This window comes from Streptomyces sp. NPDC029956 (assembly GCF_055574655.1).
Genome location: NZ_JBVHZJ010000002.1, coordinates 250,617 through 264,903, shown reverse-complemented (window position 1 = coordinate 264,903; position 14,287 = coordinate 250,617). Strand labels below are relative to the sequence as shown.

Sequence of the window (14,287 nt, the reverse complement as noted above, 5' to 3'; positions counted from 1 at the left end):
CGATCCGGCGCGGGCCCTCACCTCGTACGGCCGCAGCCGTCAGTCCTGCTTCTTCCTGCGGGTGCCGAAGACGATCTCGTCCCAGCTCGGCACCGCCGCGCGGCGGCCCGGGCGGACGCCGTCCGCCTCGGCCTGCCGGTCGGTGGTGCCGGTGAGCCGGTCCCGGTGGCCGGAGACCGCGCGGGGCATGAGGACGTCGGCGTACGCGGAACCGGCACCCGCCGAAGCGGCCGGAGCCGGCGGCTCCTCCGCCTCGGCCTCTTCCGAGGGCTCCGACGAGTCCGGCTGCTCGGGTACGACCATGTCGCCGCGGAAGCTCGGCACGGCCTCCAGGAGGCTCGTGAGCGAGTCCCGCTCGTCCTCCGCCTCGGCGGACGCGGACGCCCGCTCCAGCTGACGGTCGGACCGGTCGATCTGGCGGTCCAGGGCGCGGTCGAGCGGCCTGTCCCGGGGCAGCCGGGCGATGCGCGGCACGAAGGGGAAGCTCGGCTCCGGCGCGGCGGCGATCGTGTCGTCCGTCTCGCCGATCAGGGCACGGGCCTCGTCGTCCACGGCCTGGACGAGCCGCCGGGGCGGGTCGTACGTCCAGCTGGCCGTGTGGACCTCGCCGGCGACGCGGTAGACGAGCAGCACCTCCCAGGTGCCGTCGTCGCGCCGCCAGGAGTCCCACTGCACGGTGTCCTTCTCGGCGCCGCGCAGCAGCAGCCGCTCCTGCACCGCCTCGCCGAGCTGGGGGCCGCTGTTCTCGCCGGGCCGGCGGACCGGGGTCTTGCGGGCCCGCTCCGCCATGAAGGCGCGCTCGGCGAGCACGGGGCCCTCGAAGCGGCGCACACGGTCTACGGGGATCCCGGCCATCTGGGCGACCTCCTCCGCGGAGGCACCGGCTCGTATCCGTGCCTGGATGTCGCGGGGGCGGAGGTGGCTCTCCACCTCGATCTCGATCTGGCCGAGGCGCGCACGGTCGTTGCGCACGGCGGCGCGAAGCCGCTCGTCGATCGGAAGTGTGTACTCCGTGCTGTCAGCAGCCTTCAGCACCAGTCGTGTGCCGTCGTTGGAGACGGCCACGACACGCAGTTCGGGCATGGGGACCTCCCGGGTGGTGCCTGCCGACGTCACGTGCGTCGCTGCTTCCGCTAGTCGAGTGTGGCCTGCCCGGGTGCAGCCTGCCACTACCTTGCCGAGTTGCCCGGCGTGTCGGGCGTGGACCCTGGAACGCCGTTATGACACGGTGACCTGTTGGCTACCCGGAGTGACAGGCGGTCACTCTGTGCAGTCGATCTCCGTGCGTTGCCGCGGCGCCGCCGGTCGAGTGCCGTGTCCGGCCCCCTCCCCTTGATCCCGGGCACCCGTGAAGGCGTCCGGACCCAGGGTTCGTCAATGTACTCCATTCGGGCCACTTGGGTGGACCGGCGCGCCGCCCAACTTCTCGGGCGGTACGGGAGTTGAGTGTCCGCGATCTTCCCCCTCACGTGTCGTCCTTCACAGAAAGAGCAGAAGCGGAACTATTCCCTTCGCCCATTTGTCCCTTCTGGGTGCAAGGCGAACGGATGAGCCGCCAGGGGCTGGATCAGGGGTTGGAGATGCTTCACAGGCCGGACACCGACACGGACGAGCGGGAGGAGACGGAGAGCGGGAGGAGAAGGATCGACCTGAGTGTGGCTCAGGTCTCGGGCAGTGCCCTGGCCGCGGTCATCGCCGCCAAACTCGCCTCCACCCTCGGCGTGTACGGCACGATCCTCGGCGCCGGTGTGATCAGTGTCATCGCCACCTGCGGCGGTCCGCTCTTCCAGCACCTCTTCCGGCGTACCGGCGAGCAGGTCCGCGACGCGACGGTCGCCGCCAAGCCGAAGGCCCGTCAGGTGCCGCTCGCACCGGGGCCGCGGGACGACCACACCCTCATGCTGGGCACGGTCAGGGCGCCGGCCCCGTACGGCGAGGAGCGCGACGAGGAGTTCGGCACGGCGACCACCCACGGCACCCGCGTCCGCGGCTGGAAGCGCCCGGCGATCGCCGCCGCGCTCGTCTTCGGCGTCACCATGGGCGGCATCACCGCCTACGAACTCGTCTCGGGGCAGGACTTCAGCGGCAAGCAGGGCACCACCACGTTCGGGTCCGTCGTCCGGGGCGACGGCGGTTCGGGCCAGGAGGCGCCGCCGGCCGGGGACGAGGACCACTCGACCGTGCCCTCCGGATCCGCCGACGGCACCGGGCGGCCGGACGGCGGCGCCGGCAGCCCCTCGACGGGCGCCACCCCGACCCCGGGCGACCGGGGCGAGGGAGAGAACGGCACCGCGACCCCGTCGCCCGAGCCGACGCCCTCCGACTCGACCGGCGGAGAGCCGACGCCCACCCCGACGCCCACGGCTCCGACGACGGAGCCCACCGTCCCGACCCAGGAGCCGACCCCCGGGACGGTCACGCCGGAGACCCCGTCGGCCCCGACCCCGGACGGAGCCGGGGGCGGAGCCGGTGCGGGCGCCGAGTGACCGTCGGGCGCCCCGTCAGTCGCCCAGGACCCGGCGCAGATAGTCGTTGGCGAAGAGCCGGTCCGGGTCGAGCCGGTCCCGCAGCGCCGTGAACTCGGCGAAGCGCGGATAGACCTCGGAGAAGTAGGCGGCGTCACGGGTGTGGACCTTGCCCCAGTGGGGGCGTCCCCCGTGCGCCGTCATGATGCGCTCCACCGCCGTGAAGTACGCGCGGTGGGGCGTGCCCTTGTAGAGGTGGACGGCGATGTACGCGGTCTCCCGGCCCGAGGCCGTGGACAGCGCGATGTCGTCCGCCGGGGCCGTCCGCACCTCCACCGGGAAGCTCACCTTGAGCGGCGAGCGCTCGACCATCGCCTTGAGCTCGCGCAGCGCGGCCACCGCCGCCTCTCGCGGAAGCGCGTACTCCATCTCCAGGAAGCGCACCCGGCGCGGCGAGGTGAAGACCTTGTACGGGATGTCGGTGTACGTACGGGCCGACAGCGCCCGGCTGGAGAGCCTGGCGATCGAGGGGATGGCCGGCGGCACCGCGCGGCCCAGCGAGCAGGCCACCTGGAAGAGCCCGTTGGAGAGCAGCTCGTCCTCGACCCAGCCGCTGACCCGGCCGGGGGGAGCGGCGGGGCCCGCGCTGCGGTTGTTGCGCTTGGTGTTGCAGTTGTCCGTGTGGGGGAACCAGTAGAACTCGAAGTGCTCGTTCTCCGCGTGCAGCGCGTCGAACTCCGAGGTGACCCGGTCGAAGGTCATGGGCTCCTCGCGCGCGGTGAGCAGGAAGACCGGCTCGACCGCGAAGGTGATCGCCGTGACCACGCCGAGGGCGCCGAGCCCGATGCGGGCGGCCGCGAAGACCTCCGGATTCTCCTTGTCCGAGCACGTGAGCAGCTCGCCCGAGGCCGTCACCAGCTCCAGCTCGCGGATCTGCGCGGCTATCGAGGCCGAGTCGCGGCCCGTGCCGTGCGTCCCGGTGGAGGTGGCACCGGCGACGGTCTGCTCCATGATGTCGCCCATGTTCGTGAGCGACAGGCCCTCCCGGGCCAGTGCCACGTTGAGCCGCTTGAGCGGGGTGCCCGACTCGACCGTCACGGTCATCGACTCGCGGTCGATCCGCCGGATCCCGGTCAGCAGACCCGGCCGGATGAGGACGCCGTCGGTGGCCGCGATCGAGGTGAAGGAGTGGCCGGTGCCGACCGTCTTCACCCGCAGCCCGTCCTCGGCCGCCCGGCGCACCGCCTCGGCGAGCTCCTCGGCCGAGGCCGGGCTCACCTCCCGCACGGGGCGGGAGGTGACGTTCCCCGCCCAGTTACGCCACGGGCTGTCCGCCGTCCTGGCGCTGCCCGGCCCCGCTGTTGTCGTCCCGCTCACGCTGCCCCTCCCGGTTCGGCGCCGGCCTGCGCAGCCGGCGGTGTCCGAGGAGACCCACCGCGACCGCGAGCGCGCCCGAGACGACGGGCACCACGTACCCCGCCTCGGCCCCCGACGCGTCGACCACCCAGCCGGCGGCTGCGGAGCCGAGCGCCACGCCGATCGCGAGGCCGGTACCCGTCCAGGTCATGCCCTCGGTCAGCTTGGTGCGCGGTACGTGCGCTTCGACGAGGGCCATGGTGGTCACCATCGTCGGTGCGATGGACAGGCCCGCGACAAAGAGCGCCACGGCCAGCAACGGCAGGTTCCCGGCCAGTAGGAGGGGGATCATACTCACGGCCATCGCGCAGATGCCCAGCAGCCAGCGACGGGACGGCTCGCCCTTGAGGTGGAGCAGTCCGAACACGGCGCCCGCCAGGCCGGAACCCAGCGCGTAGACGGCCAGTACGAGACTGGCGGCGGCCTTGTGGCCCTGCTCCTCGGCGAAGGCCACGGTCACCACGTCGACCGAGCCGAAGATGGCGCCGGTGGCGACGAACGCGAGGGCGAGGACCTGGAGACCGGGGGAGCGCAGCGCGGAACCGCCGCTGTCGCCGTGCTGGGGATGCGGCACGGGCTCGGTGGCGCGCTGCGAGGTCAGCCAGAAGACGCCGACGGTCAGGAACACCCCGGCGAACAGCGGGCCGGCCTCGGGGAACCAGGCCGTCGACAGACCGATCGAGATGATCGGGCCGAAGATGAAGCACACCTCGTCGACGATCGACTCCCAGGAGTACGCCGTGTGCAGGCGCCGCTCGTCGCCCCGGTAGATCTCCGCCCAGCGGGCCCTGGTCATCGCGCCGACGCTCGGCACGCAGCCGATCACGGCCGTGAACACGAAGAGCGTCCAGTCGGGGGCCTGCTGCTGCACGCAGAGGAGGAGGCCGGCGGCGGCCACGAGCGAGACCAGGGTCACCGGGCGGAGCACCCGGCGCTGCCCGTGCCGGTCGACGAGGCGGGAGACCAGGGGGCCGAGGACGGCGGCGGACATCGCGAGCGTCGCCGAGAGGGCGCCGGCGAGCCCGTACCGGCCGGTGACCTGCGAAATCATGGTCACGATGCCGATGCCCATCATGGACAGCGGCATCCGGCCGAAGAAGCCGGCGACGGAGAACGACGCGGTGCCGGGCGCCTTGAAGATCGCGCGGTAGGGACTGGGCAAGGGGTTCTCCGGATCTCCGTGCTTCGGAGCGGGCTCCGCACGACGACTCAACACGTGTAATTAATAGCTAAAGCCTACGGTGTTGAAGTCGATGGGTCATCCCCCTTTTCCGGACGCGTGCGGGACGGGACCGAGGAACGCGACCTCGGGACGGGCGCCGCCCGGACGGGCGGCGCGGACGCCTGCCGGGACCGCCGGTCGGGCGCCCTCGGACGGGCCGCGCCGTCCGGTGCCGGGCGCGGGTGGCAGGATCGGTGCCATGTCCGATCAGCACGATCCCGCCCCGTACGACGCCCTGCTGCTGCTCTCGTTCGGCGGCCCCGAGGGCCCGGACGACGTGGTCCCGTTCCTGGAGAACGTGACGCGCGGCCGAGGCATCCCGAAGGAACGGCTCAAGGAAGTGGGGCAGCACTACTTCCTCTTCGGCGGCGTCTCCCCGATCAACGACCAGAACCGCGCGCTCCTCGACGCACTGCGGAAGGACTTCGCCGGCGCCGGCCTGGGGATCCCCGTCCACTGGGGAAACCGGAACTGGGCCCCGTACCTCACCGACACCCTCCGCGAGATGATCACCGACGGCCGACGTCACATCGCCGTCCTCACGACCAGCGCGTACGCCTCCTACTCCGGCTGCCGCCAGTACCGCGAGAACCTCGCCGACGCGCTCGCCACCCTCGAGGCGGAGGGGCTTCCGCTGCCCCGCGTCGACAAGCTCCGGCACTACTTCAACCACCCCGGCTTCGTCGAGCCCATGGTCGAGGGCGTCCTCGCCTCCCTCGCCGAACTCGACCCGTCCGTCCGCGCCGGCGCCCACCTCGCCTTCACCACCCACTCCATCCCCGACTCCGCCGCCGACTCCTCGGGACCGGTCACCGAGCACGGCGACGGCGGGGCCTACGTCCGCCAGCACCTCGACGTCGCCGAGGTCATCGCCGACGCCGTCCGCGAGCGGACCGGGAACGACCACCCCTGGCAGCTCGTCTACCAGTCCCGCAGCGGAGCCCCCCACATCCCGTGGCTGGAGCCCGACATCTGCGACCACCTGGAGGCACTGCACGGCGCCGGGGCGCCCGCGGCCGTCATGGTCCCCATCGGCTTCGTCTCCGACCACATGGAGGTCCTCTACGACCTCGACACCGAGGCCACCGCCAAGGCCGCCGAACTCGGCCTGCCCGTCCGGCGCTCGGCCACCGTCGGCGCCGACCCGCGCTTCGCCGCCGCCGTCCGCGAACTCCTCCTGGAACGGGCCGCACACGAGCGGGGAGCCCGCGTCGAACGGTGCGCGCTCGGCGCCCTCGGCCCCTCCCACGACCTGTGCCCGATCGGTTGCTGCCCGGCCAGGGCGGAGCGCCCGGCGGCCGCCGGCGCCGACAGCCCGTACGCGTAAGGAACCCCCGTGACCGAGAAGGCCGACGACGTGACCGAACGGACCGACGTGACCGACCCGCTGCTCACCGAACTGCTCGACCTCGCCCTGGAGGCCGCACGGCGGGCCGGAGCGCTGCTGCGCGACGGCAGGCCGGACGACCTGGCCGTGGCGAAGACCAAGTCCAGCCCCATCGACGTCGTCACCGAGATGGACATCGCCGCCGAGAAGCTGATCACCGGCTTCCTCGCCGACCACCGCCCGCAGGACGGCTTCCTCGGCGAGGAGGGCGCGTCCAGCCCCGGCACCAGCGGGATCCGCTGGGTGATCGACCCCCTCGACGGCACCGTGAACTACCTCTACGGACTGCCCACCTGGGCCGTGTCGATCGCCGCCGAACGGGACGGCGAGACCGTCGTCGGCGTCGTCGAGGCCCCGATGCGCGGCGAGACCTACCGGGCGGTCCTCGGCGGCGGCGCGTACGCGGAGAGCGGCGCCCGGTCGGACGAGCGGCGCCTCGCCGTCCGCCCCTCGCCCCCGCTCGACCAGGCCCTCCTCGGCACCGGCTTCGGATACGTCCAGGCCCGGCGGGCCCACCAGGCCGACATCGCCCAGCGGGTGATCCCGCGCGTCCGCGACATCCGGCGCGGCGGCTCGGCCGCCATCGACCTCTGCGACGTCGCCGCCGGCCGCCTGGACGCCTACTACGAGCGGGGCCTCAACCCCTGGGACCTCGCGGCGGGCGCCCTGATCGCCCGCGAGGCGGGCGCCCTGACCGGCGGACGCCCGGGGGAGCCGGAGTCCGGCGAACTGGCCCTGGCGGCCCCTGCGGGCCTCTTCGAGCTCCTCCAGGAGATCCTGGAGGAGCTGGGCGCCTGGCACGACTGACGGACGCGTGAGGGCCCCGGAGCCGGGAACGGCGCCGGGGCCCTCACACGTGTTCGGGTCGGATCGGTGGAACGGGTCGGGTCGGGCAGCGGGTCGGTCGGGTCAGACGGCCTGCGCGGCTACCTCCACGCCGTGCTCGGCGGCCAGGCGGTGCAGGTCCTCGAGCTCCGCCTGCTCCACCTCCGCCAGGTAGTCGTCGCCCGTCTCACGAGCCCGCGTGAGGTCCGTCTGCGTGGTCCTGATGCGGTGCAGCAGGCCTGCGGTGAAAGCGTCCATCGTGCGCCCCCTCGTCATGGGTCCGGTGGCACGGGGGTGTGCCGAGGGTGGGTGGATCACGCACTGCGGTCTCTGGGGGACAGAGAGCGGTAGGTGGCGCGCCACATACAGGGCGTGATCGCGGGGTGTGCAGTCGTCCTCCCCAACCCCTTCCTCAGAGAAACCTCAACTGGCCCGGGAATCCGGTGAATTCTTCGCCCGGGGCCACGCGCCCCGGCGCGCGGCCCCGTCCACCCGCAGCCCGCCCAGGCCCCGCACCGCCGCCTTACAGCCGGTTTACGCGCGTACGGGGCAGGATGGACACGCACAGTCAGTGCTCAGGTCTTCAGCCGGTCCGCCTCAGGACCGCAGCTCCATGGGAAGGATTACGACGTGCGCGTACTCGTCGTCGAGGACGAGCAGCTGCTCGCCGATGCGGTGGCCACCGGACTGCGCCGGGAGGCCATGGCCGTCGACGTCGTGTACGACGGCGCCGCGGCCCTGGAGCGCGTCGGGGTGAACGACTACGACGTCGTCGTCCTCGACCGCGACCTTCCCCTCGTCCACGGTGACGACGTCTGCCGCAAGATCGTGGAGCTGGGCATGCCCACCCGCGTCCTGATGCTCACCGCGTCCGGCGACGTCAGCGACCGGGTCGAGGGCCTCGAGCTCGGCGCGGACGACTACCTCCCCAAGCCCTTCGCCTTCACCGAGCTCACCGCGCGGGTGCGCGCCCTCGGCCGGCGGACCAGCGTGCCGCTCCCGCCCGTCCTGGAGCGCGCCGGCATCAAGCTCGACCCGAACCGCCGCGAGGTCTTCCGCGAGGGCAAGGAGGTCCAGCTCGCGCCGAAGGAGTTCGCCGTCCTGGAGGTCCTCATGCGCAGCGAGGGCGCCGTCGTCTCGGCCGAGCAGCTCCTGGAGAAGGCCTGGGACGAGAACACCGACCCGTTCACCAACGTCGTCCGCGTCACCGTCATGACCCTGCGCCGCAAGCTCGGCGAGCCGCCCGTCATCGTGACGGTCCCCGGCTCCGGGTACCGGATCTGAACCCGATGCCCGCCACCTCAGCGCCCCACCCCCACGCGCCCCCGAAGCCGTCCTGGGACCCCAGGGACCCGGTCCGGCCGCTGCTGCGCCCGACCATCCGGATACGTCTCACGCTGCTGTACGGCGGGATGTTCCTGATCGCGGGCATCCTGCTGCTCTCGATCATCTACCTCTTCACCGCGCAGGCGCTCACCCACAGCGTCTCGGAGCTGCCCTTCAAGGTCGTCGAGGGCAAGGTCCAGCCCACCACCTCCTGGTGCGAGCTGCCCGCGCAGGGCACCGGAGAGCAGCTCAACCAAGCGGTCTCCGTCTGCCTCCGGTACCAGAGCGACCAGGCCCTGGACGACCTCCTGCGCCGCTCGCTCTTCGCCCTGCTCGGGCTGAGCATCATCGCCTTCGCCTTCGGCTACGCCATGGCGGGACGGGTGCTCTCGCCCCTCGGCCGGATCACCCGGACCGCCCGCCAGGTGGCCGGTTCCGACCTCTCCCGGCGGATCGAGCTGGACGGCCCCGACGACGAGCTCAAGGAGCTCGCCGACACCTTCGACGAGATGCTGGACCGCCTGGAGCGGGCCTTCACCGCCCAGCAGCGCTTCGTCGCGAACGCCTCGCACGAGCTGCGGACCCCGCTCGCGATCAACCGCACCCTCTTGGAGGTGCACCTCTCGGACCCGGGCGCGCCGGTGGAACTCCAGCAGCTCGGCAAGACGCTGCTCGCCACCAACGAACGCAGCGAACAGCTCGTCGAGGGTCTGCTGCTGCTCGCCAGGAGCGACAACCAGATCGTCGAGCGCAAACCCGTCGACCTCGCCGAGGTCGCCTCGCGGGGCGTCGACCAGGTCCACGCCGAGGCGGCGGCGAAGGGCGTCGAGATCCGGGGCGAGCGCGAGCCCGCGGTCGTCCAGGGCAACGGCGTCCTGCTCGAACGGATCGCGCTGAACCTGGTCCAGAACGCCGTCCGGTACAACGTGGCGGAAGGAGGCTGGGTGGAGGTGACGACCACGACCGAGCACGGTCAGGCGGTCCTGACCGTCTCGAACACAGGTCCCGTGGTCCCCGCATATGAGATCGACAACCTTTTCGAGCCGTTCCGGAGGCTCCGGCAGGAGCGGACCGGCAGTGACAAGGGAGTCGGCCTCGGCCTGTCGATCGCGCGGTCCGTGGCCCGCGCCCACGGCGGCCGTATCATCGCGGAGCCCCGCGAGGGCGGAGGTCTCGTGATGCGCGTCACTCTGCCGATCTGACACACTGCACGAGCCGACCCGGTTCCGTTCGCTTTGCGCGGAATTCCGTGGGCCCGATTCTGAGACGCTCATGTGTGATCGATCACAGGAGAGGGTGTCCGGACATCCACTCTCCGTAACGGAGAAATCCCCGTGAAAACCCGGAAAAGTCCGGGTTTCCCGGGCCCGGATTGACGGGAAGTACACGGGGTGGCGCCTGCAAGGGGCGGCCGTAGGACCGTGTACGGTCCGGTTCGCCACCCGAAGCCGATCACTCGCGAGAGGACGGAACGGGTGTCGATTGAGTAACAGACCTTGATGTGAGGCAAAATCTCCGCCTCAGGTCGGGCACAAGTCCGACCTCTCACGCGTTACGTGCGCTGGAGACACCGCAACCACCCAGAGGGGGAGAGCGACATGGCAACGGATTACGACACCCCACGCAAGACCGATGACGACGTCGATTCGGACAGCCTTGAGGAACTGAAGGCCCGCCGGAACGACAAGTCGACCTCGACCGTCGACGTCGACGAGTTCGAGGCCGCCGAAGGCCTGGAGCTTCCCGGCGCCGACCTCTCGAACGAGGAGCTGGCCGTCCGGGTCCTGCCCAAGCAGGCCGATGAGTTCACCTGCATGAGCTGCTTCCTCGTGCACCACCGCAGCCAGCTGGCCAGGGAGAAGAACGGCCAGCCCATCTGCCGCGACTGCGACTGAGACCCTCGGTCGTGGCAGGCGACACACCGTCCCGGAAGCGGCGTCTGAGGCTCCCTGGGAGCCCGAAGACGTACAAGGGCGGCTCGGGCCCGGCAGAGGGTGCCCAGGAGGCCTCCGAAGCCGAGCACGCCGCCTCCCCGCCCTCCTTCGGCGTACGTGACGACGAGCGGGGCCTCCCGGCCTCGCTCGAGGCCGTCACCGAGCCGACCCCGGTGCAGCTGCCGGCGGAGCGGGAAGCGGGGCGGAACGACGTGCTGGACGAAGCGGGGAACGACGGGATACAGCGGGACGGGCGCTTCGGCGCCGTCAAGCGGCTCGCCAATCCCGCGCGCGCCCAGCTCGACAAGATCAAGATCGACTCGGACCGGATCGACGCCGTCCGGCGCGGCGTCGCGCAGGGCGTCCGGCAGGGCGTGAAGCGCGGCGGAGACAGTGCCAAGGCCGGCATCGGTCATCTGGCCGACCGGTTGATCGACCTCGCCCCGCGGATCCCCGTCCGCGATCTGGCGACCTTGCGCCGACAGTTTCCCGGGCTCGGTCCCGAGGAGCTCGCCGACAAGCTCGTCGCGGGTGCGGCGAACGCGAGCTCGACCGTGGGCGCGAGCATCGGTGCCGCGGCCATGCTGCCCGTACCCCCGGCCATGCCGGCGGAACTCGCGGCAGAGATCACCGGCGTCGCCGCCGTGGAACTCAAACTCATCGCCGAGCTGCACGAGGTCTACGGGCTGCGGCCCCCAGGCCGCCTCACCCAGCGATCGATGGCCTATCTGACCTCCTGGGCCGAGGAGCGGGGCATCGACCCCACCAAGCCCACCACGGTCAACGCGGCGCTCGGCGGACAGCTCAAGCGCGAACTCCGCCAGCAGATCATGAAGCGCATGGTGCGCAACCTGCCGAACCTCACGCCCTTCATGGTCGGCGCGGCGGTCGGCGCGGTCATGAACCGCCGCGACACCAAGAAGCTCGCGGGTCACATCCGCAAGGACCTGCGCAACCGCCAGGTCCCCTGGGACTCCCTCCGGGAGCTGCCCCCGCTGGACCAGCCGGAGAACCCGAAGGAGCTCGGGTTCTAGCCGACCCGTCCTGCGGCCGGCGCCCCCTCCGCCCGCTCAGTCCTGGGCGTCCGCACGGACGGCGTCCAGGGCCGCCACCAGCGCCTCCGGCTCACGGCTGGAGAGGTACACGTACGGCGTCGGGTCCGACGGGTCCGTCACCTCGATCCGTACCGCCCGGATCACATAGCCGCGCATCACCATGAACGCGCGCGGATCGGCCTTGTGCGTGCGCCACGCACGCGCCTCCTCCGCGTCGAGCACCTCCGCCTCGCCCAGCGCCGAGACCGGGATCCGCGCGTCGCCCGCCACGAGCGAACCGGCCACCACCCGGATCCGTGCGGAGCCGTACGAGGAGACCGCCGCACCGGCGAGCACCGCCACCACGATCAGACCGCCCAGCATCGGGACCGTACCCAGCGGAACCATGATCAGGCCGCCGGAGAGACCGAGCAGACCCGCGATGAACCACCAGGAGCGGGGAGCCGTCAGCCGCTCGTCGAAGAGCGGTGCGGCGGCGGGCACGGGGGAGGGGGCGGGGGACGGTGCGGAAGGCTGCATGCGTCCAAGCTTGGCACGGCGCGACCTGCGCCCATCCGCGCGGGTAAGGTCTGCGGCTGTGACTGCAACATCTGCCGCCCTCACCCCGCCGGCCGACGCCATACCGCCGGTACGCCACCCCGACGCGCCGGCCCCCGGCGAGCTGCTCGGTGCGCACTACGCGTACTGCTTCGGGTGCGGCGGCGGGCAGCCCCACGGCCTCCACCTGGAGGCACGCGCGGGCGAGGGCGTGACCGTCACCGCCGAGTTCACGGTGACCCCCGACCACCAGGGCGCCCCCGGCCTCGCGCACGGCGGCGTGCTCGCCACCGCGCTCGACGAGACCCTCGGCTCCCTGAACTGGCTGCTGCGGGTCATCGCCGTGACCGGACGGCTGGAGACCGACTTCGTCCGGCCCGTCCCGGTGGGCACCGTGCTCCACCTGGAGGCCGCGGTCACCGCCGTGCACGGCCGCAAGATCTTCTCGACCGCCGTCGGCCGGATCGGCGGGCCCGAGGGCCCCGTCGCCGTCCGCGCCGAGGCACTCTTCATAGAGGTCAAGGTCGACCACTTCATCGACAACGGCCGCCCGGAGGAGATCCAGGCCGCCATGTCCGACCCCGACCAGGTCCGGCGCGCCCGCGCCTTCGAGGTGAACCCCTGATGAGCAACCCTGTCGACGTACTGATCCGGCGCGTGGACCCGGACGTGCCGATCCCGGCCTACGGCCACCCCGGTGACGCCGGGGCGGACCTGGTCACCACCGAGGCCGTCGTGCTGGCCCCCGGGGAGCGCGCCGTGCTGCCCACCGGGATCTCCGTCGCGCTCCCGGACGGGTACGCGGCCTTCGTGCACCCGCGCTCCGGACTGGCCGCCCGCTGCGGAGTGGCGCTCGTGAATGCCCCGGGGACGGTGGATGCCGGGTACCGTGGAGAGATCAAGGTGATCGTGGTCAATCTCGACCCGCGCGAGAGCGTGCGGTTCGAACGATTCGATCGGATTGCCCAACTTGTCGTCCAACAGGTCGAGAAGGTGCGCTTCCACGAGGTGGCGGAGCTTCCCGGCTCGGCGCGGGCCGAGGGGGGCTTCGGGTCCACCGGCGGTCATGCCGCCGTGGACGGCACAACGGGTGGGAATCGATACGCTTCGGTCGTATCCGACCGGGAAGGACAGTGACGTGTTCGGACGTCGCAAGAAGAGCGGTGCCGCAGAGGACGCGGCGGGCGAGGCCGAGCAGGTCGTCGACGCGGTGGACGGCGAGGACGCGGACGGCGCGGCCCCGCGCCGTGTGAACCTTCCGCCGGCGCCCCGGCCCGACGGACCCTGGGACATCTCCGAGGTCGGCAAGCCCGAGGACGGCCGTGTCGACCTGGGTGGCGTCTTCGTCCCCGGGGTCGAGGGCATGGAGCTGCGGGTGGAGGTGGCGGGCGACGCGATCGTCGCGGCCACCGTCGTCCTGCGCGACAGCGCCGTGCAGCTGCAGGCCTTCGCCGCCCCCAAGAACGAGGGCATCTGGGGCGAGGTCCGCGACGAGATCGCCACGGGCATCGTCCAGCAGGGCGGGGTCATCGACGAGGTCGAGGGCCCGCTGGGCTGGGAGCTGCGCGCGCAGGTCCCCGTACAGCTGCCGGACGGCAACCGCGGTGTGCAGCTGGTCCGCTTCGTGGGTGTCGACGGACCCCGCTGGTTCCTGCGCGGAGTGATCTCCGGGCAGGGTGCGGTCCAGCCCGAGGCGGCCGGCCTCCTGGAGCAGATCGTCCGGGACACCGTGGTCGTCCGCGGCGACGGCCCGATGGCCCCGCGCGACCCGATCGTCCTCAAGCTGCCGAACGACGCGCAGATGGTGCCGGACGGCGTGCAGCAGGAGGAGCAGGAGAACTCCCGCTTCTCCGGCGGCATGGGCCAGCTCCAGCGCGGTCCGGAGATCTCCGAGATCCGCTAGTCCGCGCTCGGACCGGTGGCCGGCGGCCCGTGATCGGCGGCCGGTGGCCGGTGACCGAGGTTCGGTGACTGGTGACTGGTGACCGAGGTTCGGTGACTGGTGACCGGTGTTCGGTGGGCCTTCGGGGCCGCCGTGTACGCGCCTGGGCCGATGGGCCGCTTTCCGTACGACACGTACGGGAAGCGGCCCATCGGTCGTTTTCCACAGGTTCCGCCCG

15 protein-coding genes are annotated in these 14,287 nt (G+C 72.0%); 10 read left to right on the top strand and 5 right to left on the bottom strand.

Translation table 11 applies throughout. From position 1 onward, the window contains the following. Positions 1–39: 39 nt before the first annotated feature. Positions 40–1,083, bottom strand: a complete 1,044-nt coding sequence (gene sepH, locus ACZ4XX_RS02365; RefSeq protein WP_467641804.1) for a septation protein SepH — start codon at positions 1,081–1,083, stop codon at positions 40–42. A gap of 497 nt (positions 1,084–1,580) precedes the next feature. Here sepH and ACZ4XX_RS02360 point away from each other — a divergent pair, with 497 nt between their 5' ends. Then, the gene (locus tag ACZ4XX_RS02360) at positions 1,581–2,486 is read left to right on the top strand and encodes a hypothetical protein (RefSeq protein WP_468506125.1); all 906 of its coding nucleotides are present in this window, start codon (positions 1,581–1,583) and stop codon (positions 2,484–2,486) included. Positions 2,487–2,501: 15 nt separating this feature from the next. Here the strand turns inward: ACZ4XX_RS02360 and ACZ4XX_RS02355 are convergent, their stop codons facing one another. Further along, positions 2,502–3,842, bottom strand: coding sequence for a D-arabinono-1,4-lactone oxidase (locus ACZ4XX_RS02355; RefSeq protein ID WP_468506124.1), 1,341 nt, complete (start codon positions 3,840–3,842; stop codon positions 2,502–2,504). Beyond that, complete coding sequence (locus ACZ4XX_RS02350) at positions 3,781–5,043, bottom strand: MFS transporter (protein ID WP_468506123.1); 1,263 nt, start codon at positions 5,041–5,043, stop codon at positions 3,781–3,783. The genes ACZ4XX_RS02355 and ACZ4XX_RS02350 overlap by 62 nt, the downstream gene beginning before the upstream one ends. Before the next feature lie 259 nt (positions 5,044–5,302). On the opposite strand from ACZ4XX_RS02350, the gene ACZ4XX_RS02345 reads away from it, so the two are divergent. After that, positions 5,303–6,430: a ferrochelatase gene (locus ACZ4XX_RS02345; RefSeq protein WP_468506122.1), complete on the top strand. Its 1,128-nt coding sequence runs from the start codon at positions 5,303–5,305 to the stop codon at positions 6,428–6,430. Between the two features lie 48 nt (positions 6,431–6,478). Beyond that, positions 6,479–7,297, top strand: a complete 819-nt coding sequence (locus ACZ4XX_RS02340) for an inositol monophosphatase family protein (protein WP_468506149.1) — start codon at positions 6,479–6,481, stop codon at positions 7,295–7,297. Between the two features lie 102 nt (positions 7,298–7,399). Here ACZ4XX_RS02340 and ACZ4XX_RS02335 read toward each other — a convergent pair whose 3' ends face one another. Beyond that, positions 7,400–7,573 (bottom strand): hypothetical protein, encoded by a 174-nt coding sequence (locus tag ACZ4XX_RS02335; protein ID WP_198955865.1) that lies wholly within the window; start codon positions 7,571–7,573, stop codon positions 7,400–7,402. 372 nt (positions 7,574–7,945) lie between these two features. On the opposite strand from ACZ4XX_RS02335, the gene ACZ4XX_RS02330 reads away from it, so the two are divergent. The 4 genes from ACZ4XX_RS02330 to ACZ4XX_RS02315 all read left to right on the top strand — a co-directional run bounded on the left by ACZ4XX_RS02330 (position 7,946) and on the right by ACZ4XX_RS02315 (position 11,609). Then, positions 7,946–8,599 carry a response regulator transcription factor gene (locus ACZ4XX_RS02330; protein WP_030146958.1) on the top strand — a complete coding sequence of 218 codons (654 nt, stop codon included), beginning with the start codon at positions 7,946–7,948 and terminating at the stop codon, positions 8,597–8,599. 5 nt (positions 8,600–8,604) lie between these two features. Continuing rightward, positions 8,605–9,843, top strand: coding sequence for a sensor histidine kinase (locus ACZ4XX_RS02325; RefSeq protein ID WP_468506121.1), 1,239 nt, complete (start codon positions 8,605–8,607; stop codon positions 9,841–9,843). A gap of 396 nt (positions 9,844–10,239) precedes the next feature. Then, positions 10,240–10,536 (top strand): DUF4193 domain-containing protein, encoded by a 297-nt coding sequence (locus tag ACZ4XX_RS02320; protein ID WP_003955561.1) that lies wholly within the window; start codon positions 10,240–10,242, stop codon positions 10,534–10,536. An 11-nt stretch (positions 10,537–10,547) separates the two neighbouring features. After that, positions 10,548–11,609, top strand: a complete 1,062-nt coding sequence (locus ACZ4XX_RS02315) for a hypothetical protein (protein ID WP_468506120.1) — start codon at positions 10,548–10,550, stop codon at positions 11,607–11,609. A 36-nt stretch (positions 11,610–11,645) separates the two neighbouring features. Here the strand turns inward: ACZ4XX_RS02315 and ACZ4XX_RS02310 are convergent, their stop codons facing one another. Next, a complete protein-coding gene (locus ACZ4XX_RS02310; protein WP_468506119.1) occupies positions 11,646–12,149 on the bottom strand; it encodes a DUF3093 domain-containing protein in 504 nt (167 codons plus the stop codon). 58 nt (positions 12,150–12,207) lie between these two features. Here ACZ4XX_RS02310 and ACZ4XX_RS02305 point away from each other — a divergent pair, with 58 nt between their 5' ends. Genes ACZ4XX_RS02305 through ACZ4XX_RS02295 form a run of 3 tightly spaced genes read left to right on the top strand, consistent with a single transcriptional unit; the run spans position 12,208 to position 14,070 of the window. Then, positions 12,208–12,792: a PaaI family thioesterase gene (locus tag ACZ4XX_RS02305; protein WP_468506118.1), complete on the top strand. Its 585-nt coding sequence runs from the start codon at positions 12,208–12,210 to the stop codon at positions 12,790–12,792. Continuing rightward, on the top strand, positions 12,792–13,304 hold the full coding sequence (gene dut, locus ACZ4XX_RS02300; protein ID WP_468506117.1) for a dUTP diphosphatase: 513 nt from the start codon (positions 12,792–12,794) through the stop codon (positions 13,302–13,304). The genes ACZ4XX_RS02305 and dut overlap by 1 nt, the downstream gene beginning before the upstream one ends. 1 nt (position 13,305) lies before the next feature. Next, the gene (locus ACZ4XX_RS02295) at positions 13,306–14,070 is read left to right on the top strand and encodes a DUF3710 domain-containing protein (RefSeq protein ID WP_329283849.1); all 765 of its coding nucleotides are present in this window, start codon (positions 13,306–13,308) and stop codon (positions 14,068–14,070) included. The last annotated feature ends 217 nt before the right edge of the window (positions 14,071–14,287 follow it).

Bases quoted from the DNA above. Each gene is read 5' to 3' on its own strand.
- sepH (WP_467641804.1), bottom strand. From the start codon at position 1,083: ATGCCCGAACTGCGTGTCGTGGCCGTCTCCAACGACGGCACACGACTG.
- ACZ4XX_RS02360 (WP_468506125.1), top strand. From the start codon at position 1,581: ATGCTTCACAGGCCGGACACCGACACGGACGAGCGGGAGGAGACGGAG.
- ACZ4XX_RS02345 (WP_468506122.1), top strand. From the start codon at position 5,303: ATGTCCGATCAGCACGATCCCGCCCCGTACGACGCCCTGCTGCTGCTC.
- ACZ4XX_RS02335 (WP_198955865.1), bottom strand. From the start codon at position 7,573: ATGGACGCTTTCACCGCAGGCCTGCTGCACCGCATCAGGACCACGCAG.
- ACZ4XX_RS02325 (WP_468506121.1), top strand. From the start codon at position 8,605: ATGCCCGCCACCTCAGCGCCCCACCCCCACGCGCCCCCGAAGCCGTCC.
- ACZ4XX_RS02320 (WP_003955561.1), top strand. From the start codon at position 10,240: ATGGCAACGGATTACGACACCCCACGCAAGACCGATGACGACGTCGAT.
- ACZ4XX_RS02310 (WP_468506119.1), bottom strand. From the start codon at position 12,149: ATGCAGCCTTCCGCACCGTCCCCCGCCCCCTCCCCCGTGCCCGCCGCC.
- dut (WP_468506117.1), top strand. From the start codon at position 12,792: ATGAGCAACCCTGTCGACGTACTGATCCGGCGCGTGGACCCGGACGTG.